This is a genomic window from Microbacterium meiriae (genome assembly GCF_040685015.1).
In the GTDB taxonomy this organism is placed as follows: domain Bacteria; phylum Actinomycetota; class Actinomycetes; order Actinomycetales; family Microbacteriaceae; genus Microbacterium; species Microbacterium meiriae.
In genome coordinates this window covers 134,573-157,280 of sequence record NZ_JBFBHD010000001.1, presented here as the reverse complement: position 1 = coordinate 157,280, position 22,708 = coordinate 134,573, and the positions used below count along the sequence as shown (strand labels likewise).

The following is a 22,708-nucleotide window of genomic DNA, read 5'->3' as shown; positions in this document are numbered from 1 at the left end:
GCGCATCCGTGCTCGCATTCCCCGACGGCTTCCTCTGGGGCGCCGCGACCGCCGCCCACCAGGTGGAGGGCAACAACACCACCAGCAACTGGTGGGCGATGGAACACGCGCCGGACTCGACCATGGTCGAGCCCTCCGGTGACGCCGCCGACCACTTCCACCGGTATCCGGAGGACATGCGGCTGCTCGCCGAGGCGGGGCTGAACTCCTATCGCTTCTCGGTCGAGTGGGCGAGGATCGAGCCGGAGCGCGGGTTCGTCTCGCGGGCGATGCTCGACCACTACCGCCGGATGATCGACACCGCGCGGGAGAACGGTCTGGACCCGACGGTCACCCTCATGCACTTCACGGTGCCGCAGTGGTTCCAGAAGGACGGCTTCTGGCGTGCGGACGACGCGGTGGACCTGTTCTCCCGCTACGTCGAGACGGTGCTGCCGATCCTCGATGGGGTGCGCTACGTGTGCACGATCAACGAACCGAACATCGCGGCGATGCTGGCCGGGGGAGAGGACGCGGCGAACCTCGTCGCCTACGGCCTCCCGAACCCCGACCTCGGCGTCGCGGACACCCTGCTGACGGCCCACCGGCGCGCGTCCGAGATCCTGCACACGGTGCCCGGGGTGCAGGCGGGGTGGACGATCGCCACCCAGGCGTTCCACTCCACAGGCGAGCCCGGCGCGGACGAGATGCTCGCGACGTACGGCGACCCGCGTGACCACTGGTACCTGGAGCAGTCCGCCGGCGACGACTTCGTGGGCGTGCAGGCCTACACGCGCACGTTCATCGGTCCGGAGGGTCCGCTGCCGGTGTCGCCGGATGTGGAGACGACACTCACGGGCTGGGAGTTCTTCCCCGAGGCCCTCGAGCTGGGCGTGCGCAGCGCGTGGGAGCGCAGCGGCGGCGTGCCCGTGCTCGTCACGGAGAACGGCATCGCCACGGCCGACGACACCCGGCGCATCGCCTACACGCAGGGGGCGCTGGAGGGGCTGCACCGCGCCATCAGCGACGGCATCGAGGTCCGCGCCTACCAGCACTGGAGCGCGCTGGACAACTACGAATGGGCGAGCGGATTCCGGCCGACGTTCGGTCTCATCGGCTTCGACCACGAGACCTTCGAGCGGTTCCCGAAGCCCTCGCTGGCCTGGCTCGGCGAGGTCGCCCGCCGCAATGGGCTCTGACGAGCCGCACGGCGTAACCACGGGCATGGGGGCACCTAGAATTGTCCCCATGCCCGCTGGCGACTCCTTCTACATCACCACGCCCATCTACTACCCCTCCGATGTGCCGCACATCGGCCACGGGTACACGACGGTGGCCGTCGACACCCTCGCGCGGTGGCACCGTCAGGCGGGGGACGACACATGGATGCTCACGGGCACGGACGAGCACGGTCAGAAGATGCTGCGGGCCGCGGCGGCGAACGGCGTCACCCCGCAGGAATGGGTCGACAAGCTCGTCAGCGAGAGCTGGTTCCCGCTGCTGAAGACCCTCGACGTCGCGAACGACGACTTCATCCGCACCACTCAGGAGCGGCATGAGGCGAACGTGCAGACGTTCTTCCAGCGCCTGTACGACCGCGGGTACATCTACGCGGGAGAGTACGAGGCGCTCTACTGTGTGGGCTGCGAGGAGTTCAAGCCGGAATCGGAGATCGTCGACGGCACGGGTCCGTTCGAGGGGCTGAAGGTCTGCGCGATCCACTCGAAGCCGCTCGAGCTGCTGCAGGAGAAGAACTACTTCTTCAAGCTCAGCGAGTTCCAGGACCGCCTGCTCGAGCTCTACAAGACCGAGCCCGACTTCGTGCGGCCCGACTCGGCGCGCAACGAGGTCGTCTCGTTCGTGAGCCAGGGCCTCAAGGACCTCTCGATCTCCCGCTCGACCTTCGACTGGGGCATCCCGCTGCCGTGGGACGAGTCGCACGTCATCTACGTGTGGGTCGACGCGCTGCTCAACTACGCCACGGCCGTCGGCTACGGCTCCGACGAGGAGACCTTCGAGCGCCGCTGGCCCGCCTACCACGTGGTCGGCAAGGACATCCTGCGCTTCCACGCCGTCATCTGGCCCGCGCTGCTGATGGCGGCGGGGCTCGACGTCCCGAAGGGCGTGTTCGCGCACGGCTGGCTGCTCGTGGGCGGCGAGAAGATGTCGAAGTCGAAGCTCACGGGTATCGCGCCGACCGAGATCACCGACGTCTTCGGCTCCGACGCGTACCGCTTCTACTTCCTGTCCGCGATCGCGTTCGGTCAGGACGGCTCCTTCTCCTGGGAGGACCTCTCCGCCCGGTACCAGGCCGAGCTCGCGAACGGCTTCGGCAACCTCGCCTCGCGTACGACCGCGATGATCGAGAAGTACTTCGAGGGCATCGTGCCGCCGGCGGCCGCGTACACCGAGGCGGACCTCGCGATCCAGAAGATCGTGGCGGACGCCGCGACGAAGGCGGACGCCGCGATCGGCCAGTTCCGCATCGACGAGGCCATCTCCGCGATCTGGACCATCGTCGACGCGCTCAACGGGTACATCACGGAGAACGAGCCGTGGGCGCTCGCCCGCGACGAGGACCAGCGCGAGCGGCTGGGCACCGTGCTCTACACGTGCGCCGAGGGGCTGCGCGCGCTCGCCGTGCTGCTGTCGCCGGTGATGCCGCAGTCCACCGAGAAGCTGTGGATCGCCCTCGGCGCCGCGGAGACCCTCGGCCGCCTGCAGGACCAGCCCATCCGCGAGGCGGGAGCCTGGGGCGTGCTGAAGCCGGGCACGAGCGTCAACGGCCTCGCGCCGCTGTTCCCGCGCGTGGAGTCCACGGCCTGACATCCGGGCAGGACACCATGGCGGAGACCTACGTGCGCGAGCGCTCGGGCGACGGGCGCAAGGACCGGACCTATCCGGCGGCCCCGGAACCCCTCGCCGTGCCCGTCTACGACAACCACGCGCACCTCGAGATCGCCGATGGCCCTTCGACAGGCTCAGGGACCCAGGGGCTTTCCCTCAAAGCCCAGCTCGACCGGGCGGAGGCGGTCGGCGTCATCGGGGTCGTGGAGGCGTCCGGAGACATCGAGTCGTCCCGCTGGGCGGTCGAGGCCGCCGTGTCCGATCCGCGGGTCCTCGCCGCGGTCGCCATCCACCCGAACGACGCCCCGACGTACGCGGAGGAGGGCCGTCTCGACGAGGCGCTCGCCGTGATCGACGAGCTCGCCGCGCATCCGCGCACGCGCGCGATCGGCGAGACCGGGCTCGACTTCTTCCGCACCGAGCCGGAGCGCCGCGCTCCGCAGTTCGCCTCCTTCGAGGCGCACATCGCGCTCGCGAAGAAGCACGGCATCGCGATGCAGATCCACGACCGGGATGCGCACGAGGCCGTGCTCGAGACGCTGACGCGGGTCGGCGCTCCCGAGCGCACCGTGTTCCACTGCTTCTCGGGGGACGAGGCGATGGCGCGGGTCTGCGCCGATGCCGGGTACTACCTCTCGTTCGCCGGGAACGTGACGTTCAAGAACGCGCAGAACCTGCGGGACGCCCTCAAGGTCACGCCGCTCGACCGCCTCCTCGTCGAGACGGACGCCCCGTTCCTCACGCCGGTCCCGCTGCGGGGCCGCCCGAACGCGCCGTACCTCGTGCCGCTCACGGTGCGATTCCTGGCCGCGGAGCTCGGCCTGGACGTGGACGATCTCTCCGCGCAGCTCGCCGAGAACACCCTCCGGGTCTACGGCTCGTTCGCCGACTGACCCTCCGGCTCGACGTCGTCCGGCCCCGTCTCGGCGACGGGCTTCGCACTGACGATGTGCGAGATGGGCTTCCACACCAGCACCAGGGTGATCGCCGCCCCGCCGAACGCGAACCACCACGGTGCCGTCAGGCCCCAGGTCTGCGCGATGACGCCGCCGAGGGCCTGGCCGACGATCATGCCGCCGAAGACGCCGACCATGTTGACCGAGGCGACGCGCCCCTGCAGGGACGCGGGGACGAGCCGCTGCCGGACGGTCGTGGAGATCGTGCCCCACACGAAGGCGTACGCGCCGAAGAAGAACATGATGACGAGGGCGACCGTGCCCGTGGTGGTCAGCGCGAAGGCGAGGTGCATGAGCACTTCGAGCGAGAGCACGATGCGCATCAGAGTCGCGAAGGACACGTGCCGCTCCAGCCAGCCGAAGCTCAGCGTCGCGACGATGCCGCCCGCCGCGGACGCCGTGGTGAGGGCGCCGTAGCCCACGGGCCCCGTCTGCAGGTGCTCGGTGGCGTAGAGCACGAGCACGCCCCACGGTGCGGCCCAGGTCACGTTGAAGACGAGGATGATGAGCACGAGCATCCGCACCGGCGGGTTGCGCCACAGCCAGCGCAGCCCCTCCGCGATGTCGGTGTGCACCGGCGGGTGGGTCTCGGTCTCCCGTGGCGGGACGGGGGTGCGCGCCATCCGGGAGATCAGGACGATCGCGAGCGTCACGCACAGGACTTCGACGAGGAACGGCCACGCGCTCCCGGCGGCGAAGAGGAAGGCGCCCAGCGGCGGTCCGGCGAACTGGTTCGCCACGAGATATCCCGCCTGCAGCCGTGCGTTGCCGATGCCGAGGTCAGCCGGCTTCACGAGCATCGGCAGCAACGTGCTCCCCGCGGTGTCGACGAAGACCTCCGCGGTGCCGTAGAGGAACGCGACGGCCAACACGATCCCGATGTTCGCCGTTCCCGTCATGAGGAACACGCAGAGGGCGGCGAGCACGACGGCGCGCACGGCGTTGGCGGTCATCACCAGGCGGCGCCGATCGAAGCGGTCGGCGATCGCCCCGGCGTGCAGGCCGAAGAGCAGCCACGGCAGGAACTGCAGGATGGCACCGGAGGCCACGAGGATCGGCGACGACGTCATCGAAGCGATGAGCAGGGGAGCGGCGGCCAGCGCCACGCCGTCTCCGATGTTGCTCGTCCACGACGACGCGAGCAGCCAGCGGAAGTCCCTGCCCAGGCGCCGCGGAGCGATCAGTTCACCGAGGGAGGGCACCCCCGAAGGATAGCGATGATCACGGACACTGCCGAGGAACTCACCCAGGAACCCACCCAGGATCCGGGCACGGCTCGTCATCCGGGAGAATGGATCCATGACCGTCACGTTGCTCGGGGCCACCGAGATCCGCCGTCTGGCCGCCGAGCTCGATGTCACCCCCACCAAGAAGCTCGGGCAGAACTTCGTCGTCGACGCGAACACCGTCCGCAAGATCGTCCAGGCCGCCCGCGTGCAGCAGGGGGAGCGGGTGGTGGAGGTCGGACCGGGGCTCGGGTCCCTGACCCTGGCGATCCTCGAGGCGGGGGCCGCGGTCACCGCCGTGGAGATCGACCACCGCCTGGCCGCCCGCCTGCCGCAGACCGCGGCCGAGCACGGCGTGCCGGAGGGGATGCTGACGGTGGTCGACGCGGACGCCCTCCGCGTGACGGAGCTGCCGGGCGAGCCCACCGTCCTCGTCGCGAACCTGCCGTACAACGTGTCGGTGCCGGTCCTGCTGCACTTCCTGGAGACCTTCCCGTACCTGCAGCGGGGCGTCGTGATGGTGCAGGCCGAGGTGGCCGAGCGCCTGGCCGCGATGCCCGGATCGAAGATCTACGGCTCGCCGAGCGTCAAGGCCGCCTGGTACGGCGAGTGGAAGCTCACCGGGAACGTGTCCCGGCAGGTCTTCTGGCCGGTGCCGAACGTGGACAGCCTCCTCGTCGGCTTCGACCGCTCCGAGGGGGAGCGCGGACCGGTGGAGGAGCGCCGACGCACCTTCGCGATCGTCGATGCGGCCTTCAACCAGCGCCGCAAGATGCTGCGGCAGGCCCTCTCCGGGGTCTTCGGCAGCTCCGCCGCGGCGATCGAGGTGCTGACCGCCGCCGGCGTCGCCCCGACGGCCCGCGGGGAGGACCTCACGGTCGACGACTACCAGCGGATCGCCCAGCACGCAACGGCGATCGAGGGTTCCGGCGTCAGCGGCTAATCTGGCACGGTGACCGACTCCCCCCGCTTCCGCCCCGATGTCCCCGAGCTGCACCGTCCGTACGCCGCCGACGAGGGCCGCTACGGACGGTTCGCCTACCGTCAGGTCGGCTCCTCCGGCCTGTACCTCCCCCCGATCTCGCTCGGGCTCTGGTGGAACTTCGGCGACAACATCCCGCTCGACAACCAGCGGGCGCTCCTGCGCCACGCGTTCGACCACGGGATCACGCACTTCGACCTGGCGAACAACTACGGCCCGCCGTACGGCTCCGCCGAGAAGAACTTCGGTCGCATCTTCGCGGAGGACCTTCGTCCGTACCGCGACGAGCTGATCATCTCGTCGAAGGCCGGCTGGGACATGTGGCCCGGCCCGTACGGCGACTACGCGAGCCGGAAGTACATCCTCGCGAGCGCGGAGCAGTCCCTCACGCGCATGGGGCTGGACTACGTCGACATCTTCTACTCGCACCGCGTCGACCCGGTCACCCCGATCGCCGAGACGGTCGGCGCTCTCGACACCCTGGTCCGCCAGGGCAAGGCGCTGTATGTCGGCATCTCCTCCTACAGCGCCGAGCGCACGGCTGAGGCCGTCGCCGTGGCGAAGGAGCTGGGGACGCCGCTCGTCATCCACCAGCCCGCGTACTCGATCCTCAACCGCTGGATCGAGGACGGCCTCACGCAGACCCTCGAGGAGTCGGGCCTCGGCGCCATCGCCTTCACCCCGCTCGCCCAGGGGCTGCTCACCGACAAGTACCTCGGTGACGGCACCGCAGAGCGCGCGCAGCAGCGCGGTTCGCTGCCGAAGGGCAAACTGACCGATGACGCCGTCCAGACGCTCCGCGCGCTGAACGAGGTCGCCCAGGGCCGGGGACAGTCGCTCGCACAGCTCGCCCTGCAGTGGACGCTGCGTACCCCGGTCGTCGCCTCGGCTCTCATCGGAGCGTCCCGCACGGAGCAGCTCGACGAGAACCTCGCGGCCCTGGACGGCCCCGCCTTCACCGACGAGGAACTCCGCCGCATCGACGAGCTCGCCGGCGCCATCGACGTCAACCTGTGGGCGACCTCGTCGGACCTGTGATCCGCTCATGAGCCTCGCCGCGTCCTCCCGGTCCGTGCACGTGCGCGCGCCGGGGAAGATCAACGTCTACCTCGGGGTCGGCGGACGCCATGACGACGGCTATCACGCCCTCGCAACGGTCTTCCAGGCGGTGTCGCTCTACGAGGACGTGATCGCCAGGGAGGCCGACGACTTCTCCCTCACGGTGTCAGGCGTGGAGGACGACGGCTCGGTTCCGCTCGACGACCGGAACCTCGCGATGCGCGCGGCCAAGCTGCTGGCCATGGCGACCGATCATCCGGGCGGGGTGGCGCTGCGGATCCGCAAGAGCGTCCCCGTCGCGGGCGGCATGGGCGGCGGTTCCGCGGACGCGGCAGCCGCGCTGGTCGCGTGCGATGCCCTCTGGGGCACGGGACTCTCGGCTGCACGGCTGCACGATCTGGCCGCGCGGCTCGGCGCCGACGTGCCGTTCGCGCTGCACGGCGGCACCGCCGTCGGCACCGGCCGCGGCGATCAGCTGAATCCGGCCCTCGCCCGCGGCCGCTTCGATTGGCTGCTGGTGACCAGCGACGAGGGACTGTCCACCCCCGCCGTGTACACCCGGCTCGATGAGCTGCGCGAGGAGGAGGGCGCGCTCGCCGACGATCCGCCGCTCTCGCTCGACGTGCCGATCCCGGTGCTGCAGGCGCTGCGGACCGGAGATGCCTGGCAGCTCGCGGACGCGCTCCACAATGACCTCCAGGCGGCCGCCCTGGACCTGCGACCGGATCTGGCCCAGACCATCGAACGCGGGGTCGCGGCCGGTGCGCTGCACGGCCTCGTCTCGGGATCAGGGCCGACCGTGGCGCTGCTCTGCGCGGATCCCGAGTCCGCGCAGGCGGTGCAGACGGCTCTCCGCGAAGGCGGCCTCGATCCACTGCACGTGCACGGCGCCGTCCCCGGAGCCCGCATCATCGGTTGAGCCTTCCCGATCCGCCGTGTCCGGGACACGAGGGGTGTGCGCGCGGTCGAGGTGCATCCAGGGGTCATGGCAGACATAATGAAGTAGTCATGTGACCGTGCACACGCGAGGAGGCTGGATGTCCACCTCCTCCGAGCGTGCCCGCATGCCCAGCATCCGCGACGTCGCCCGCCTCGCCGGCGTCTCCCACCAGACGGTGTCCCGGGTGCTCAACGATCACCCCAGCATCCGCCCGGAGACCAAGGCGAAGGTCCTCGACGCGATCGCCGTCCTCGACTACCGCCCCAATCTCGCCGCCCGCGCGCTCGTGACGAGCAAGTCGAACATGCTCGGCATCCTCTCCGCGACGATCGGCGAGTTCGGACCGACGTCGTCCATCGCCGGCATCGAGGACGCGGCGCGGGAGGAGGGGTACTCCGTCTCCACGCTCAATCTCCCCGCGACCACGCCGGAGGCGATCGGCAACGCCGTGCGCCAGCTCGAGCGCGAGCAGGTCGACGGCATCGTGGTGCTCGCGCCGCAGGTGCGCGTCTTCCATGTCCTGCGCGGCATGAACGTCACGATGCCGTTCGTGACCCTGCAGACGGCCTCGGGATCGGACGGCGTGAGCCTCTCGGCTGACCAGGTGGCGGGGGCGAGGGCGGCCACGGAGCACCTGATCGCTCTGGGCCACAGCGACATCCTCCATCTCGCCGGCCCGCAGGACTGGATCGAGGCCGAGTCCCGGATGCGCGGGTACCTCGATGCGCTCCGCGACGCCGACCTTTCCACGTTCCCACCGATCCGCGGCGACTGGACGGCCGACTTCGGCTACTTCGCCGGCAAGGAGCTCTCGCTGCGGCGCGACTTCACGGCGGTGTTCGCGGCGAACGACCTCATGGCGATCGGGTTGCTCCACGGCTTCCGCGATGCCGGGCTGCGCGTGCCGCACGACGTGAGCGTGATCGGCTTCGACGACATCCCGGTCGCGGCGCACGTGGCGCCGACGCTCAGCACGGTGCATCAGGACTTCCCCGAGCTCGGCCGACGCGCCGTGCGCATCCTCCTCGCCGAGATCCGCGGTGAGAAGCCCCCCGCGTTCGGCCCTCTGCAGACCCTTCTGCGGGCGCGCGAATCCGCTGCATCACGGTAGCGACACGAAAACACGCCGCGGACTTGACACCGCTCCCGCGGAAGACGACGATATACCGATGTGAACGGTCACATCGAAGGTGACCGCACGTCGCGAGGAAGATCCGTGAGCACCACAGCAACGTTGCCGACCGTGTCAGGCCCGATCCTGGAGATGCGCCGCATCACCAAGGAGTTCCCGGGAGTCAAGGCGCTCGCCGACGTCTCGATCACCGTCCGCGCCGGTGAGATCCATGCGATCTGCGGCGAGAACGGCGCCGGGAAGTCGACGCTGATGAAGGTCCTCTCGGGGGTATATCCCTACGGGACCTACGACGGCGAGATCCTCCTGTACGGCCAGGAGCAGCGCTTCAAGGACATCGCTGCCAGCGAGCAGGCCGGCATCGTCATCATCCACCAGGAGCTCGCGCTCATCCCGGAGCTCTCGGTCACCGAGAACATCTTCCTCGGCAACGAGATCCGCCGCTTCGGGCGCATCGACTGGCAGGCACAGAAGGAGCGCACGATCGAGCTCCTCGCCCGCGTGGGGCTGGATGAGGACCCTGACGTCCCGGTCAAGACGCTCGGCGTCGGCAAGCAGCAGCTCATCGAGATCGCCAAGGCGCTGAACAAGGACGTCAAGCTGCTCATCCTCGACGAGCCGACCGCGGCGCTCAACGAGAACGACTCGCAGCACCTCCTCGACCTGATCCTCGGGCTCAAGGCCAAGGGCATCGCGTCGATCATGATCAGTCACAAGCTCAACGAGATCGAGCAGATCGCCGACGAGATCACGATCATCCGCGATGGCCGTACGGTGGAGACGCTCGACATCTCCCGCGGCGAGATCAACGAGGACCGCATCATCCGCGGCATGGTCGGCCGGTCGCTGGAGAGTCGCTACCCGGACCGCACGCCGGAGATCGGCGAGGTGTTCTTCGAGGTCAAGGACTGGTGGGTCCAGCATCCGACCGTGCCGGAGCGCATGGTCGTGAAGGGGTCGAGCATCAACGTCCGTCGTGGCGAGGTCGTCGGCATCGCCGGGCTCATGGGGGCCGGCCGTACCGAGCTGGCGATGAGCATCTTCGGCCGCTCCTACGGCACGTTCCTCTCCGGCACGATCGTGAAGGACGGACAGGAGATCGAGCTCCCCGACGTCGCCGCCGCCATCAAGCACGGGCTCGCCTACGTGAGCGAGGACCGCAAGGTGCTGGGCCTCAACCTCCTCGACACCATCAAGCGGTCCATCGTCGCGGCGAAGCTCTCCAAGATCGCGCACCACGGCGTCGTCGACTCCCGCGAGGAGTTCTCGGTGGCGGAGCGGTACCGCAAGGCGCTGCGCATCAAGACCCCGTCGGTGGAGGAGGGCGTCGGCAAGCTGTCCGGCGGCAACCAGCAGAAGGTCGTCCTGGCGAAGTGGATGTTCACCGACCCCGACCTGCTGATCCTCGACGAGCCCACCCGCGGCATCGACGTCGGCGCCAAGTACGAGATCTACGCGATCATCAACGAGCTCGCCGCGCAGGGCAAGGGCGTGATCGTCATCTCCAGCGAGCTGCCCGAGCTGCTCGGCATCTCCGACCGCATCTACACCGTGTTCGAAGGCCGGGTCACCGACTGCATCCCGGCCGACCAGGCGACCCCCGAAGACCTCATGCGCAGCATGACCTCCGCGACCCAGAAAGCAACCGCATGACCACCGACTCGACCACCGCGAAGCGCGGCTTCCACTTCAAGGACATCACGAAGATGTTCGGGGGAGGGCAGTCGACCCTCCGTCAGTTCGGCATCCTCGGCAGCCTCGTCGTCATCCTCGTCGTCTTCCAGGTGCTGACGTGGATCTTCAAGGGCACCGGACTGACGCTGTCCTCCGGGAACCTCATCAACGTCGTCAACCAGTACTCGTACATCCTGATCCTGGCGATCGGCATGGTGATGGTCATCATCATGGGGCACATCGACCTCTCGGTCGGATCGGTCGCCGCGTTCACGGGCATCGTCGTGGCGAAGGCCATGCAGGACTGGAACCTCCCCTGGCCGCTGGGCATCCTCCTCGGTCTCGGTGTCGGCGTGCTCGTCGGTGCCTGGCAGGGGTTCTGGGTCGCCTACGTCGGGGTGCCGGCGTTCATCGTGACGCTGGCCGGCATGCTGTTCTTCCGCGGTGCGAACCAGGCGGTGGGTGACTCTCAGTCCGTGCCCGTGCCAGAGGGCTTCAAGATCATCGGTGCCGGCTACCTGCCGGAGATCGCCCTGCCCCTGCCGTTCAACATCCCGACCATGCTGCTGGCGCTCGCCGGTGTCGCATGGATCGTGTTCTGGGAGATCCGCACCCGGCGCATCCAGCGCAAGATGGGCTCCGACATGGCGCCCATCTGGGTGAGCGTGACGAAGGTCGTCCTCATCTCGGCCGTCATCCTCATCGCCGGCTGGCTGTTCGCCACGGGGCGCGAGGGCACGAGCTTCCCGATCTCGGGCGTCATCCTCCTCGCCCTCGTCATCCTCTACTCGTTCATCACGAACAACACCGTTTTCGGCCGCCACATCTACGCGGTCGGCGGCAACCGCCAGGCCGCGCGCCTCTCGGGCGTGAAGGACCGTTGGGTGGACTTCTTCGTGATGATGAACATGTCGGTCCTGGCCTCGCTCGCCGGCATGATCTACGTCGCGAGGGCGACCGCCTCGGGCCCGCAGGACGGCAACGGCTGGGAGCTCGACGCGATCGCCTCCGTCTTCATCGGCGGCGCGGCCGTCTCCGGCGGCATCGGCACGGTGATCGGGTCGATCATCGGTGGTCTGGTGATGGCGTTCCTGAACAACGGCCTCGCGCTGCTCGGCGCCGGTGCTGACGTGGTCTCGATGATCAAGGGCCTCGTGCTGCTGTTCGCCGTCGGCGTCGACGTGTGGAACAAGCAGCAGGGTCGTCCGTCGATCACCGGCTTCCTCACGCGCCGTCTCGGCCGCAAGCAGGACCCGGCCACCGACACGTTCGATCCCACGAAGACCAACTACCCCACCAGTCAGAAGTACGAAGCCCCCGCCGTCGAGGAGACGCGCGGATAGTAAGGGCCACGTCGCGCAACGCAGGCGCGGCGGGACCTGCACACACCAGAGAAAGAGATCACATGAAGAAGATCCTTCTGTCGGCGACAGCGCTTGTCGTCGCGGGCGCATTCGCCCTCACCGGCTGCTCCTCGGAGCGCGGCGGTGGGGACTCGGGTTCGGGGTCGGGCGAGGAGACCGCCTCGGGCTTCGACGCCGGCTCCACGATCGGTGTCGCTCTGCCCGACAAGACCTCGGAGAACTGGGTCCTGGCCGGTCAGCTGTTCACCGACGGCCTGGAGAAGGCCGGTTTCAAGGCGGACGTGCAGTACGCGCCCGCCAGCAACACGGTCGCCGAGCAGCAGAACCAGATCCAGGCGATGGTCACCGGTGGCGCCAAGGTCATCATCATCGGTGCCAAGGACGGCAAGCAGCTCACCACGCAGGTGGAGGCCGCCCGCGACGCGGGTGTCGCGGTCATCGCCTACGACCGTCTCATCGAGAACACCGACGCCGTGGACTACTACGTCGCCTTCGACAACTTCGAGGTCGGCAAGCTCCAGGGCCAGGCGCTGCTCGACGGCCTCGCCGAGCGCGCGGGTCACGAGGCGCCGTACAACATCGAGCTGTTCTCGGGCTCGCCGGACGACGCCAACTCGGCGGTGTTCTTCAACGGGGCGATGGAGGTGCTGCAGCCGAAGATCGACGACGGCACGCTGAACGTCGTCTCCGGGCAGACCGAGATCTCCCAGACGGCGACCGAGGGCTGGAAGCCGGAGAACGCACAGCGTCGCATGGACTCGATCCTCACGTCGAGCTACGGCTCGGAGACGCTCGACGGCGTCCTGTCCCCGAACGACACCCTCGCCCGCGCCATCATCACCTCGGCGCAGCAGGCCGGCAAGCCCGTCCCGGTGGTCACCGGTCAGGACTCCGAGGTCGAGTCGGTGAAGTCGATCATGGAGGGCGTGCAGTACTCCACGATCAACAAGGACACCACGCTGCTCGTGGAGCAGGCCATCAAGATGGTCGGTCAGCTCCAGAAGGGCGACGAGGTCGACGTCAACGACACCGACCAGTACGACAACGGCAAGAAGGTCGTCCCGGCCTACCTGCTCCCGCCGGTCATCGTGACCAAGGAGAACGCGGCCGAGGCGTACGCCAACGTTCCGAGCCTCCTCGAGATCGTGAAGTCGTACGAGTAAGCAGAAGCGAGACCGTCCTCGTTCCCCGCGAACGTCGGACACGACGAGCCGTCCGGACCTTCGGGTCCGGGCGGCTCGTCGCCGTTGTCAGGGCTCAGCCTCGTGGCGTCAGCTGCCGGAGTGCCTTCTTCGCGTGATCAGGGCAAGAAGGAGGGCACAGGCCGACAGGGTCACGGCGACCGCGACGGGGGAGAGCGGACCGGCTCCGCTGGCGAGCGTCCAGCCGCCCCAGGCCGGACCGATCACGGCACCGAGGTTCAGGGCGGCGGTCGCGTAGGACCCTCCCATCATCGGGGCGGCGGAGGCGGCGTACAGGACGCGGGTGATCAAGGTGCTTCCCACGCCGAACGAGGCCATGCCCTGCACGAAGACGAGAACCAGCAGCGCGACCGGCTGATCCGCGACCGCCGCCAGGACGATCCAGCCGCCCACGAGCAGCGGTCCACCGACGGCGAGCAACGCGCCCGAGTGCCGATCAGCGTATCGACCGGCGATCGTCACGCCGAGGAACGAGCCGAGACCGAACAAGACGAGCGCGACGGAGACCACAGCGTCGGGCAGACCGGCGATCTCGGTGACGATCGGCGCCAGGAACGTGAAGACCGCGAAGGTCCCCGCGTTCACCAGCGCCGCCAGGATCATCGCGAGGGCGAGCGGCGGTGTCACCAGGAGGGCGATTTCGGCGCGCAGGGACGGTGCCTTCCTGGCGGGCGGCGCCGGGGCCGGGGCTGCTCCGGATGTCGACCGGGGCTGCCCATGCGTCGCGCCCCGGATCGTCGTCGGCACTCCACGGAGGATCCCGAGGAGCGCGGGGAGACAGAGCAGCGCGACGGCGGCGAAGGTGGCCCGCCAGCTCGATGCGCTGCCGAGCACCGCCCCCGCAGGGACGCCGACGATGGTGGCGATGGTCGTCCCCGAGAGCACAACCGCGAGGGCGCGTCCCGTGCGTTCGCGGGGGACGAGGAGAGTCACCGTACGCAGCGCGACGGCGAGGAACCCCGCGTTCGCGAGGGCGCCGAGCACGCGCATGACGAGGAGGAGCTCGAAGGCAGACGTCACCGCGCCGACGACATGGCACGCGGCGAAGAGCGCCAGGCAGACGATGAGCGTGCGACGCGGCGGCCACTCACGCGCGAACGCGGCCATGGCGGGCGCGCCCACGACCATGCCGACGGCGAAGGCCGAGGTGAGGAGACCGGCCGTGCCGACCGGGACGTGGAGGTCGTCCGCGATCGCGGGGAGGAGTCCAGCGAGCATGAACTCCGAGGTGCCCATGACGAAGACCGCCAGGGCGAGGGCATAGAGGGGGAAAGGCATCGAGTGCTCCGAGGTGAGAGGGAAGAGGAGGGCTTCTCGTCACCACGGTCAGCGCCCGGGTCACCGGCGCGCGCCCGCCGACAGGGCGGACGAAGGGATCAGCGGTTCACGGGGCTGACGGTGTGACCGGCAGCCCCCGACCTGTCTGATTCGGGGCTCGACATGCCCTCCACCCTAGGGCTGCTCAGTGAGCCGGCGCGATCACGGGCGAAGACCACGGGGGATCCTCGGCGAAGGTCACGGTGTGCGGAGGCGGCGGTCGGTCGATGTAGCTCCGGCCGGTGGGGCTCGTCCACTCCAGAACGCCGCCCGGCCCCTGCTCGACGTGCCACGGAGAGTGGTGTTTGAGCATGTGATGTCGTCGACAGAAGGTCGCGAGGTTGTCGTGCACGGTCTCTCCGCCGAGCGCCGCATCGTGATTGTGATCGAGGTCGCACTTCCGCGGCGCGAGGCCGCAGCCGGGGAAGCGGCAGCGTTGATCGCGGGCCCGCAGGTGCCGGCGGAGGTCTTCGCTCGGGCGATACCGGTCGACGGCCAGCAGCGCCCCGCTGATCGGGTGGGTGAGCACCCGGTCCCATCCGCTCGCCGCGCCGGCCAGTCGGCGGGCCGTGGCCGGATCGATCGGGATCACCCCGTCGAGCTCGGCGGCGAGGATCGGAGTGCCGCCCGTGGTCCCTTCCTGCTCGCCGTGCATCAGGGTCAGCACCGGCACGGTGACCTCGACGCGCGCTCGAAGTTCCGAGAGCAGTCCTTCTTCCGAGTCATGTCCCGCCGGAGCGCCCGTCAGGACGAGGTCGGCGAGCAGGTCCGCGCGCAGCTGATCCACGGTCCTGTCGTCGGGGATGCTCTCCTCCGCCTCCCGACGGTGTGCTCGCGCGTTCTCCTCCCGCACGGCATGCGCCATCTGGGAGAGCCGGTCGAACATGCCGTGCACGAGGGCCGCAGGGCCGCGCGCACCGAGTTCGGCCATGCCATCCTCGAGGTCGGTCACCCAGACGCGGCGCAGCTCCCTGGCGTCGCGGTGTCGCTCGACGAGCGTCCGCTCCTGGAACCGGTCGGCCAGTCGGCGCACGAGCCGGCGTATCCGGTTCGGAGACTCCGCAGCGGCCACCTCGACCGCCTCCGTCGCGAAACGCGAGCGGTCGTCCGGGTCATCGAGATGAGCGCCCGCCTCCACGATCAGCCGCGCGTGCGCGGCGCTGATCCGTCCGGCGCCTTGGGCCTCCCAGACGGCGGGGAACCGCTCGACCAGCCAGGACGCCTCGGACATCCGCCGTTCGATCGTGCGGTCGCTGACGCGCTGTGCGGCCCCGATCTCCGCGGCGACCGTGCGGATCGCCATGTCGCCGCCGTCCGGATGACGCGCCTGCCGAGCGATGTCGACCGCAAGCCGCCCCGCCATCGCCAGGAGACCATCCCGCGCGGCCTGCATGCTGCTCAGCGTCTTCTCGGCCGCTTCCAGCCCCTCCACCAGATCGGCGAGCATCGCCATCTGGGAGTCGGTCGCGTCGAGCAGTGCGGGCATGACGTCAGTCCATCACCGACCACTGACATTCGAACGAAGGTTCGAAGGAATCTGGCCGAAAGTCGTATCACGAAAGGATAACGACCGTGGTTGACTGGCTCCGTGCTCCTGAACGTCATCGAAGCCGGGGAGGGCGACCGCGTCGCCGTGCTGCTGCACGGCATGATGGGGTCCGCCGAGAGCTGGCACCGCGTGGTCCCGCTGCTCGTGGAACGCGGCTTCCGCGTGCTGGCGCTCGATCTGCCCGGCCACGGCCTCTCGCCGCGTGACCCGGAGCTCACGATCGAGTCGGCGGCCGATGCCGTCGTCGAGACTCTGGCGCAGGTCGCGGCCGGCTGCGATGCCGAGGGCACCCCGGGGGACCGCGCCTGCTCCACCCTCGCCGTCGCCGTGGGGCACTCCTTCGGAGCCACGGTGCTCGCCGCCGCCGCGCCCCGCCTCGACCCGGGCCTCGCGGTCTACGTCGACGCGCCGCTCGCCCTGCAGGGCGGCCAGGATCGTGCCGTGCTCGTGTCGCAGTACGAGCATGACCGCCGCGAGCGGATGTCGCCCGCCGACCTCCGCCGCCTCCGTCCCTTCTACTCCGTCGACGACGCCACGGTCGAGGCGCGGGCGGCCGAGCGGTTCGACCCGCCGACGGCGGCCTCCGTCTCCTGCGGGGAGGACGGCCATTGGACCGCCGCCCCCGGCTCCATCGTCGTGCGTGCGGAACCCAGCGCCTGGGTGACCGATGAGGACGCGCGACGGTTCGAGCACGGCGGGGTGACGGTGCGCAGCATCCCCGGCGCCGCCCACACCGTCTGGTACAGCCACTTCGAGGTCTTCACCGCCGCGCTGCCGGAGCTCTTCGCCCCCTCGCTCGTCTGACCGGGCGACCGCCCGACGCGGCGCGACTACCCTGGAGAGGACATGGCACATCTTCTCGGGGCCGAAGCCCTGCACCTCGAATACCCGACGCGCGTCGTCTTCGACGCCGTGACCCTCGGCATCGAGGAGGGCGACCGCATCGGCATCGTCGGCCGCAACGGCGACGGCAAGTCCAGCCTTCTCGCCATGCTCGCCGGCCGGAAGGAACCGGACTCCGGGCGCGTGACCGTGCGCGGCGGCACCCGCATCGGCGTCCTCGACCAGGCCGACACGCTCCCCGACGACATCACGATCGCCGCCGCCGTGGTCGGCGACATGGCCGAGCACGAATGGGCCGGAGACGCCCGCGTCCGCGACGTGATCGAGGGGCTGCTGACGGATCTGCCCTGGGACGCGCGGATCGGCTCCCTCTCCGGCGGGCAGCGCCGCCGTGTGTCCCTCGCGAAACTGCTGACGGGCGACTGGGACGTCATCGCGCTCGATGAGCCGACGAACCACCTCGACGTCGAGGCGATCACGTGGCTCGCCGGGCACCTCAAGAAGCGCTGGCCCGCGAACGCCGGAGCCCTCCTCGTCGTGACCCACGACCGGTGGTTCCTCGACGAGATCTGCACCGAGACGTGGGAGGTGCACGACCGCATCGTCGAGCCCTTCGAGGGCGGCTACGCGGCCTACATCCTGCAGCGGGTCGAGCGCGACCGCATGGCGGCGGCGACAGAGGCGAAGCGGCAGAACCTCGCCCGCAAGGAGCTCGCCTGGCTGCGCCGCGGTGCCCCGGCCCGCACCAGCAAGCCGAAGTTCCGCATCGACGCCGCCAACGAGCTCATCGCCGACGTGCCCGAGATCCGCGACAAGGTCTCGCTGCAGTCGCTCGCCGTCTCGCGGCTGGGCAAGGACGTCGTCGACCTGCTCGATGTGGGGGTGACGTACCCTTCGACAGGCTCAGGGACCCAGGGAGGCTCAGGGACCCAGGGAGGCTCAGGGACCCAGGGAGGCTCAGGGACCCAGGGAGGCTCAGGGGGCGGGAAGACCGTGCTGAAGGACGTGGAGTGGCGGATCGCCCCGGGCGAGCGCACGGGCATCCTGGGCGTGAACGGTGCCGGGAAATCCACCCTCCTCGGGCTCATCTCCGGCACGGTCGAGCCCACCGAGGGGCGGATCAAGCGAGGGAAGACCGTGCAGGTGCGCACTCTCACGCAGCGCCTCGACGAACTCCTGCCGCACTGGAACGACCCCGTGCGCGTGGTCATCTCGGGTCTGCGCACGTCGTACACGCTCGGTGCGGGATCGAAGGCGCAGGACCTCACGCCCGGACAGCTCCTGGAGCGGCTCGGGTTCTCGTCCGCCCAGCTCTCGACGCCGGTGAAGGATCTCTCCGGTGGCCAGCAGCGTCGGTTGCAGCTGCTGCTGGTGCTGCTCGACCAGCCGAACGTGCTCATCCTCGACGAGCCCACGAACGACATGGACACCGACATGCTCGCCGCGATCGAGGACCTCCTCGACTCCTGGTCGGGCACGCTCCTCGTCGTGAGCCACGACCGGTACTTCCTGGAGCGGGTGACGGATCAGCAGTACGCGATCCTTCCCGGTCCGGACGGCGCGGGGCGCCTGCGGCATCTCCCGGGCGGCGTCGACGAGTACCTGCGCCTGCGACAGCACCTCGAGACGGCCCCGGCGACCGCGGCAGCGGCCCCCGCAACGAGCGGTCTCGACGGCGCTGCTCTCCGGGCGGCGCAGAAGGAAGCCGCCGCCCTGGAGCGCCGCATCCAGAAGCTCACGCAGCAGGTCGACACGGCCAAGCACGCCCTCGCCGACCATGACCAGTCCGACTACGCGGGCCTCGGCGAGCGGATGAAGGCGATCACCGCGCAGGAGGCCGAGATCGAAGAGCTGGAGCTGCGCTGGTTCGAACTCACGGAGCAGATCGGCTGACGGAGGAATATCCTTCTCCCACGACTGTTGGGAGTAGCGATGGAAGGCCTCGAAGTAACCGTCCTGCTCGGACTCACGATCCTCGTCGGAACCCTGATCGCCCCGCGCGTGCGTCTCGCGCTGCCGCTCGTCCTCGTCATCCTCGGTCTGGCGCTGGGATTCATCCCGCCGCTGCGTGAGGTCCAGCTGCCGCCGGAGACCGTGCTGCTGCTGTTCCTGCCGGTGATGCTGTTCTGGGAGAGCCTGACCACGTCGCTGCGGTCGATCCGCCGCGACTTCCGCTACATCGTGCCGATGAGCACGCTCCTCGTCGTCGCCTCCGCGTTCGCGGTGGCCGGCATCGGCGTGCTGTTCGGCATGCCCTGGGAGATCGCGCTCATCCTGGGTGCTGCGGTCGCACCGCCCGATGCCACGGCCGTCGCGGCCCTCGGTCGGCTGCTGCCGCGTCGGATGTTCATGAAGCTCAAGGCCGAGAGCCTGACCAACGACGGCACCGCGCTCGTGCTCTACGCCATCGCCGTGTCCCTCGCGCTGGGCGGCCAGGTCACGCCGCTCTCGGTCACCTGGGACGTTCTGGTGTCGTACGTGGGCGGGATCGCCGCGGGGATCGTGGTCGCGGCCCTGGCCACGCTGCTGCTGCGCCGCATCTCCTCCACCATCGTCATCAACGTCACGCTGCTGCTCGTGCCGTTCTCCGCGTTCCTCATCGCCGAGCTCGTCCACGCGTCGGGCGTGCTCGCCGTGGTCGTCGCCGGACTGATCGTCGCCTGGGTGTCGCCGCGCGTGACGACGGCGGCCTCGCGCCGACAGGCCGACGCGGCCTGGCCGTTCGGCGTCTTCCTCCTGAACGGGGCGCTGTTCGTGCTCATCGGCCTCGAGGTGCAGTTCGTCGCGCACGAGATCTCCGCCGCCGCCATCGGCCGCCTGGTGCTCGTGACGCTCGCCGTGTGGGCGACGCTCTTCGCCGTCCGGTACGTGTTCCAGCTCCTCAACGTGCTGTTCCAGCGTCGCCCGGCCGAACGCCCGCCGCGCGGCGCCCGCTCCCGCGCCCGACTCGTGTCCACGGTCGCCGGCATGCGCGGAGCGGTGTCGCTGGCGATCGCACTGTCGGTGCCGACCGGCGTCTCCGAGGGGAGCGTCGTGGGCGGCCGTGACGAGATCGTCTTCGTCACCGCCGGCGTGATCCTGCTCAGCCTCCTCGTGCAGGCGCCTCTCCTCCCCGCGCTCGTGCGCTGGGCGCGATTCCCGGTCGACCATGCCGAGGACGAGGAGTACGAGCTCGCCGAGCGCGCGATCTCCGGAGCGGCCCTGGCCGCGCTCGACGACCTCGCCGCCGAGCACGGCATCGGCCAGGAGGTGCGCGATCGGGTGCGTGCCGAGGGGTACCAGGCGCTGGAGTTCGCGAACGCCCGGACGCTCGCGCGGGAGCAGGCGCTCATCGACGCCGAGGCCGAGGCGCTGGACGAGATGCTCGGCGAGCCCGATCCCTACGGCACCGGGGGAGATGCGCGCAGCCGCGAGGACGAGGACGCGGGTGACGTCGCGGTGTCGGCCGGGACCGCCCCCGACCCCGAGGCGACCGACGGCACGACGCTGCAGATGATCGCGACCTCCGCCGACGTCGACCTCGCCCAGCGGTCACCGCTCGTGCGACACGAGGAGCACACCCGGCTCAAGCTCGCGCTGCTCGACCGCAAGCGCGAGGTCCTGCTCGGGCTCCGCGGCGCCGGCACCGTGGACGACATGGTGGTCCGCCGGATCTCCGCCCGTCTCGACCTGGAGCAGGTGCGTCTGCAGGGCATCGAAGAGCTCGACTGACCCGCCTCGCACGCGGCTATGCGGTTTCGTCGTTCCCGTCCCGATCAGACAGGACTTGCGAAGCGGGACCGGGCGCACGCTTGCGCCCGGTCCCGCTCCGGTAGCAACGGCTACACGCCTGAAAGATCCACCCAGTGCGTCAGCTTCAACCATGCGCTCCCGGTTCCCGAGAGCTTGAACTTCACCTCGGCGAGCACCCGGGGAGAGGTGAGCGAGTTCTGCGGCGGCTTGGTCTGGAAGCCCCACCCCGTGTTGTAACTGTAGGTATTCGTCGTGGGGGCCTTCTTGATGATGGACGGTGAGCCTCCGCCGCTGTAAATCTCTACCTTTCGACCCTGGAGGGCGAACCCGGGATCTGGCGTCCATCGACCGGTGACCTTCTCTGTCCGGATCTGATCGCCTTTGCTGTTCAGGCTGTAGGTAATCGTGATGGACGACTTGACCGATCCGTTGTCGTGGTTGCCGCCCACCGAGGAGCGTGGAGCCACGACACCGGGGATTACGGGCGCGCTCGGGACGGGAGGAGAAGGAACTCGCGTCTCTATGGTGGCGGTAGTGCTGCCCTCCTCAACCGGTATCTGCTCTGTCTGCTGGTAGACGATCTCTCCAGTTCGTACGTCTGACACGACGATCGTGGATGACGCATACGAAGGCTTCTCTTCGGTAGCCGCATACGCGGCTGACGTGAGGGAGAGGGAAAGTGCCGCGGCTGCGGCGACCGCGAGTCCGGCCTTCTGATGTCTGTTCATGATTTCTCCGGTCGTTGCTGTGGCGCCAGACGGCGCCTTCGCTCGGATGAGCGCGTCGAGCCCAGCACGTGCACCGAATTCTGGCGAAGACTGTTTCCTTGTCTTACGCGATCCGGTGCCGTGGGGAATGCGCCACCGCGGGCTCCACGTACCCCAGCAACCGAGGGTGCCACGCGGCTATGACGCCGTGTGACATCCCGATTCCGCGACAACGCGGCCTCCTGCCTAACGTTGTCGAGTCCCGCCAGGAAGGAACCCCTCATCATGTCCCGCCGCACCACCTCCGCCCTCGCCGCGCTCGCCGCGGTCCCGCTGTTCGTCGCCCTTGCCGGGTGCGCCACCTCGTCCGACGCGGGGTCCGGCGACGGCGGTTCCGAGAACGAGACCGTCAAGATCGGCGTGGTCGGCGAGAGCGACCCGCAGTGGCCCGCTTTCGTGGATGCGGCGGCTGACGCCGGCATCACGGTCGAACTCGTCGACTTCGGCTCGTACGAGCTGCCCAACCCGGCGCTGAGCGAGGGGGAGATCGACCTCAATCAGTTCCAGCACGTCGTGTACCTGGCGCAGTACAACGAGGCCTCGGGGGATGACCTCGCGGCGATCGGTTCGACGCAGATCTACCCGCTCGGTCTCTACTCGACGAAGTACGACTCGGTGAAGGACATTCCTGAGGGGGAGACCGTCGCGGTTCCCGACGACGCCTCCAACCAGGCCCGCGCGCTTCTCGTGCTTCAGGCCGCTGGCCTCGTCGAGCTTAAGGACGGCGGCACGGCTTTCTCTGATCTCGCAGATGTGGACGAGAGCAAGTCGTCGGTCAAGGTCACCGCGCTGGAGGCTGCTCTCACCCCGGAGGCTCTGCCCGACGTGGCTGCGGCCGTCATCAACAACGACTTCGTCGAGGATGCGGGCCTCTCGTTCGACGATGCGCTCTTCACCGACGACCCCGAGGACCCGAGCGCGCTCCAGTATGTGAACATCTTCGCGTCTCGCGCCGAGGACGTCGACAATGAGACATACCTCAAGCTCGTCGAGATCTTCCAGACCGACGAAGCTGTGCAGGAGGGGCTGGCGAAGTCGTCCGGAGGAACCGGTGTCACTCTGCAGACGCCGGCAGATGAGCTGGCCTCGCTGCTGAAGGACGTCCAGAAGGACGTCGCTGCGAACGGTTGATCAGGTTC

At 69.2% G+C, this 22,708-nt stretch carries 18 protein-coding genes; 14 read left to right on the top strand and 4 right to left on the bottom strand.

The features are described from left to right. Positions 1-8: 8 nt before the first annotated feature. The 3 genes from AB0N68_RS00770 to AB0N68_RS00760 are packed head-to-tail and all read left to right on the top strand — an operon-like array spanning position 9 to position 3,719. The gene (locus AB0N68_RS00770; RefSeq protein ID WP_136051661.1) at positions 9-1,178 is read left to right on the top strand and encodes a glycoside hydrolase family 1 protein; all 1,170 of its coding nucleotides are present in this window, start codon (positions 9-11) and stop codon (positions 1,176-1,178) included. Positions 1,179-1,227: 49 nt separating this feature from the next. Further along, complete coding sequence (metG, locus tag AB0N68_RS00765; protein ID WP_187661996.1) at positions 1,228-2,805, top strand: methionine--tRNA ligase; 1,578 nt, start codon at positions 1,228-1,230, stop codon at positions 2,803-2,805. A gap of 17 nt (positions 2,806-2,822) precedes the next feature. Then, positions 2,823-3,719: a TatD family hydrolase gene (locus AB0N68_RS00760; RefSeq protein WP_363331937.1), complete on the top strand. Its 897-nt coding sequence runs from the start codon at positions 2,823-2,825 to the stop codon at positions 3,717-3,719. Here AB0N68_RS00760 and AB0N68_RS00755 read toward each other — a convergent pair. Next, entirely contained in the window at positions 3,698-4,984 is a 1,287-nt protein-coding gene (locus AB0N68_RS00755) for an MFS transporter (protein WP_280565623.1), read from the bottom strand. The two genes, AB0N68_RS00760 and AB0N68_RS00755, sit on opposite strands and share 22 nt — an antisense overlap. Positions 4,985-5,081: 97 nt before the next feature. Between AB0N68_RS00755 and rsmA the strand changes: the two genes are divergently transcribed. The 7 genes from rsmA to AB0N68_RS00720 all read left to right on the top strand — a co-directional run bounded on the left by rsmA (position 5,082) and on the right by AB0N68_RS00720 (position 13,322). Further along, positions 5,082-5,951: a 16S rRNA (adenine(1518)-N(6)/adenine(1519)-N(6))-dimethyltransferase RsmA gene (gene rsmA / locus AB0N68_RS00750; RefSeq protein ID WP_280565624.1), complete on the top strand. Its 870-nt coding sequence runs from the start codon at positions 5,082-5,084 to the stop codon at positions 5,949-5,951. 9 nt (positions 5,952-5,960) lie between these two features. After that, positions 5,961-7,028, top strand: coding sequence for an L-glyceraldehyde 3-phosphate reductase (mgrA, locus tag AB0N68_RS00745; RefSeq protein ID WP_187661993.1), 1,068 nt, complete (start codon positions 5,961-5,963; stop codon positions 7,026-7,028). Positions 7,029-7,035: 7 nt separating this feature from the next. Further along, positions 7,036-7,968: a 4-(cytidine 5'-diphospho)-2-C-methyl-D-erythritol kinase gene (locus AB0N68_RS00740; RefSeq protein ID WP_268776809.1), complete on the top strand. Its 933-nt coding sequence runs from the start codon at positions 7,036-7,038 to the stop codon at positions 7,966-7,968. Between the two features lie 118 nt (positions 7,969-8,086). Continuing rightward, complete coding sequence (locus AB0N68_RS00735; RefSeq protein ID WP_280565625.1) at positions 8,087-9,100, top strand: LacI family DNA-binding transcriptional regulator; 1,014 nt, start codon at positions 8,087-8,089, stop codon at positions 9,098-9,100. Positions 9,101-9,160: 60 nt separating this feature from the next. Beyond that, positions 9,161-10,774: a multiple monosaccharide ABC transporter ATP-binding protein gene (mmsA, locus tag AB0N68_RS00730; protein WP_410505918.1), complete on the top strand. Its 1,614-nt coding sequence runs from the start codon at positions 9,161-9,163 to the stop codon at positions 10,772-10,774. Continuing rightward, positions 10,771-12,138, top strand: coding sequence for a multiple monosaccharide ABC transporter permease (mmsB, locus tag AB0N68_RS00725; protein ID WP_187661979.1), 1,368 nt, complete (start codon positions 10,771-10,773; stop codon positions 12,136-12,138). Before mmsA ends, mmsB begins: the two co-directional genes overlap by 4 nt. A 62-nt stretch (positions 12,139-12,200) precedes the next feature. After that, positions 12,201-13,322: a substrate-binding domain-containing protein gene (locus tag AB0N68_RS00720; protein WP_187661978.1), complete on the top strand. Its 1,122-nt coding sequence runs from the start codon at positions 12,201-12,203 to the stop codon at positions 13,320-13,322. 108 nt (positions 13,323-13,430) lie between these two features. On the opposite strand, the gene AB0N68_RS00715 is transcribed toward AB0N68_RS00720, so the two are convergent. Together AB0N68_RS00715 and AB0N68_RS00710 are read right to left on the bottom strand one after the other, a co-directional pair. Beyond that, positions 13,431-14,639 (bottom strand): Cmx/CmrA family chloramphenicol efflux MFS transporter, encoded by a 1,209-nt coding sequence (locus AB0N68_RS00715; RefSeq protein ID WP_292797363.1) that lies wholly within the window; start codon positions 14,637-14,639, stop codon positions 13,431-13,433. Between the two features lie 184 nt (positions 14,640-14,823). Beyond that, a complete protein-coding gene (locus AB0N68_RS00710) occupies positions 14,824-16,164 on the bottom strand; it encodes an HNH endonuclease signature motif containing protein (RefSeq protein ID WP_280565627.1) in 1,341 nt (446 codons plus the stop codon). Between the two features lie 102 nt (positions 16,165-16,266). Here AB0N68_RS00710 and AB0N68_RS00705 point away from each other — a divergent pair, with 102 nt between their 5' ends. From AB0N68_RS00705 to AB0N68_RS00695, 3 genes are read left to right on the top strand one after another with little or no spacing between them, the layout of a single operon-like run. Next, entirely contained in the window at positions 16,267-17,031 is a 765-nt protein-coding gene (locus AB0N68_RS00705; RefSeq protein ID WP_268776812.1) for an alpha/beta fold hydrolase, read from the top strand. Between the two features lie 42 nt (positions 17,032-17,073). Beyond that, positions 17,074-18,963, top strand: a complete 1,890-nt coding sequence (locus AB0N68_RS00700) for an ABC-F family ATP-binding cassette domain-containing protein (RefSeq protein WP_280565628.1) — start codon at positions 17,074-17,076, stop codon at positions 18,961-18,963. A 39-nt stretch (positions 18,964-19,002) separates the two neighbouring features. Beyond that, positions 19,003-20,781, top strand: a complete 1,779-nt coding sequence (locus AB0N68_RS00695; protein WP_259951516.1) for a Na+/H+ antiporter — start codon at positions 19,003-19,005, stop codon at positions 20,779-20,781. Between the two features lie 110 nt (positions 20,782-20,891). On the opposite strand, the gene AB0N68_RS00690 is transcribed toward AB0N68_RS00695, so the two are convergent. Further along, positions 20,892-21,530: a hypothetical protein gene (locus AB0N68_RS00690; RefSeq protein WP_259951517.1), complete on the bottom strand. Its 639-nt coding sequence runs from the start codon at positions 21,528-21,530 to the stop codon at positions 20,892-20,894. 264 nt (positions 21,531-21,794) lie between these two features. On the opposite strand from AB0N68_RS00690, the gene AB0N68_RS00685 reads away from it, so the two are divergent. Further along, on the top strand, positions 21,795-22,700 hold the full coding sequence (locus tag AB0N68_RS00685; protein WP_187661971.1) for a MetQ/NlpA family ABC transporter substrate-binding protein: 906 nt from the start codon (positions 21,795-21,797) through the stop codon (positions 22,698-22,700). Positions 22,701-22,708: the final 8 nt, after the last annotated feature.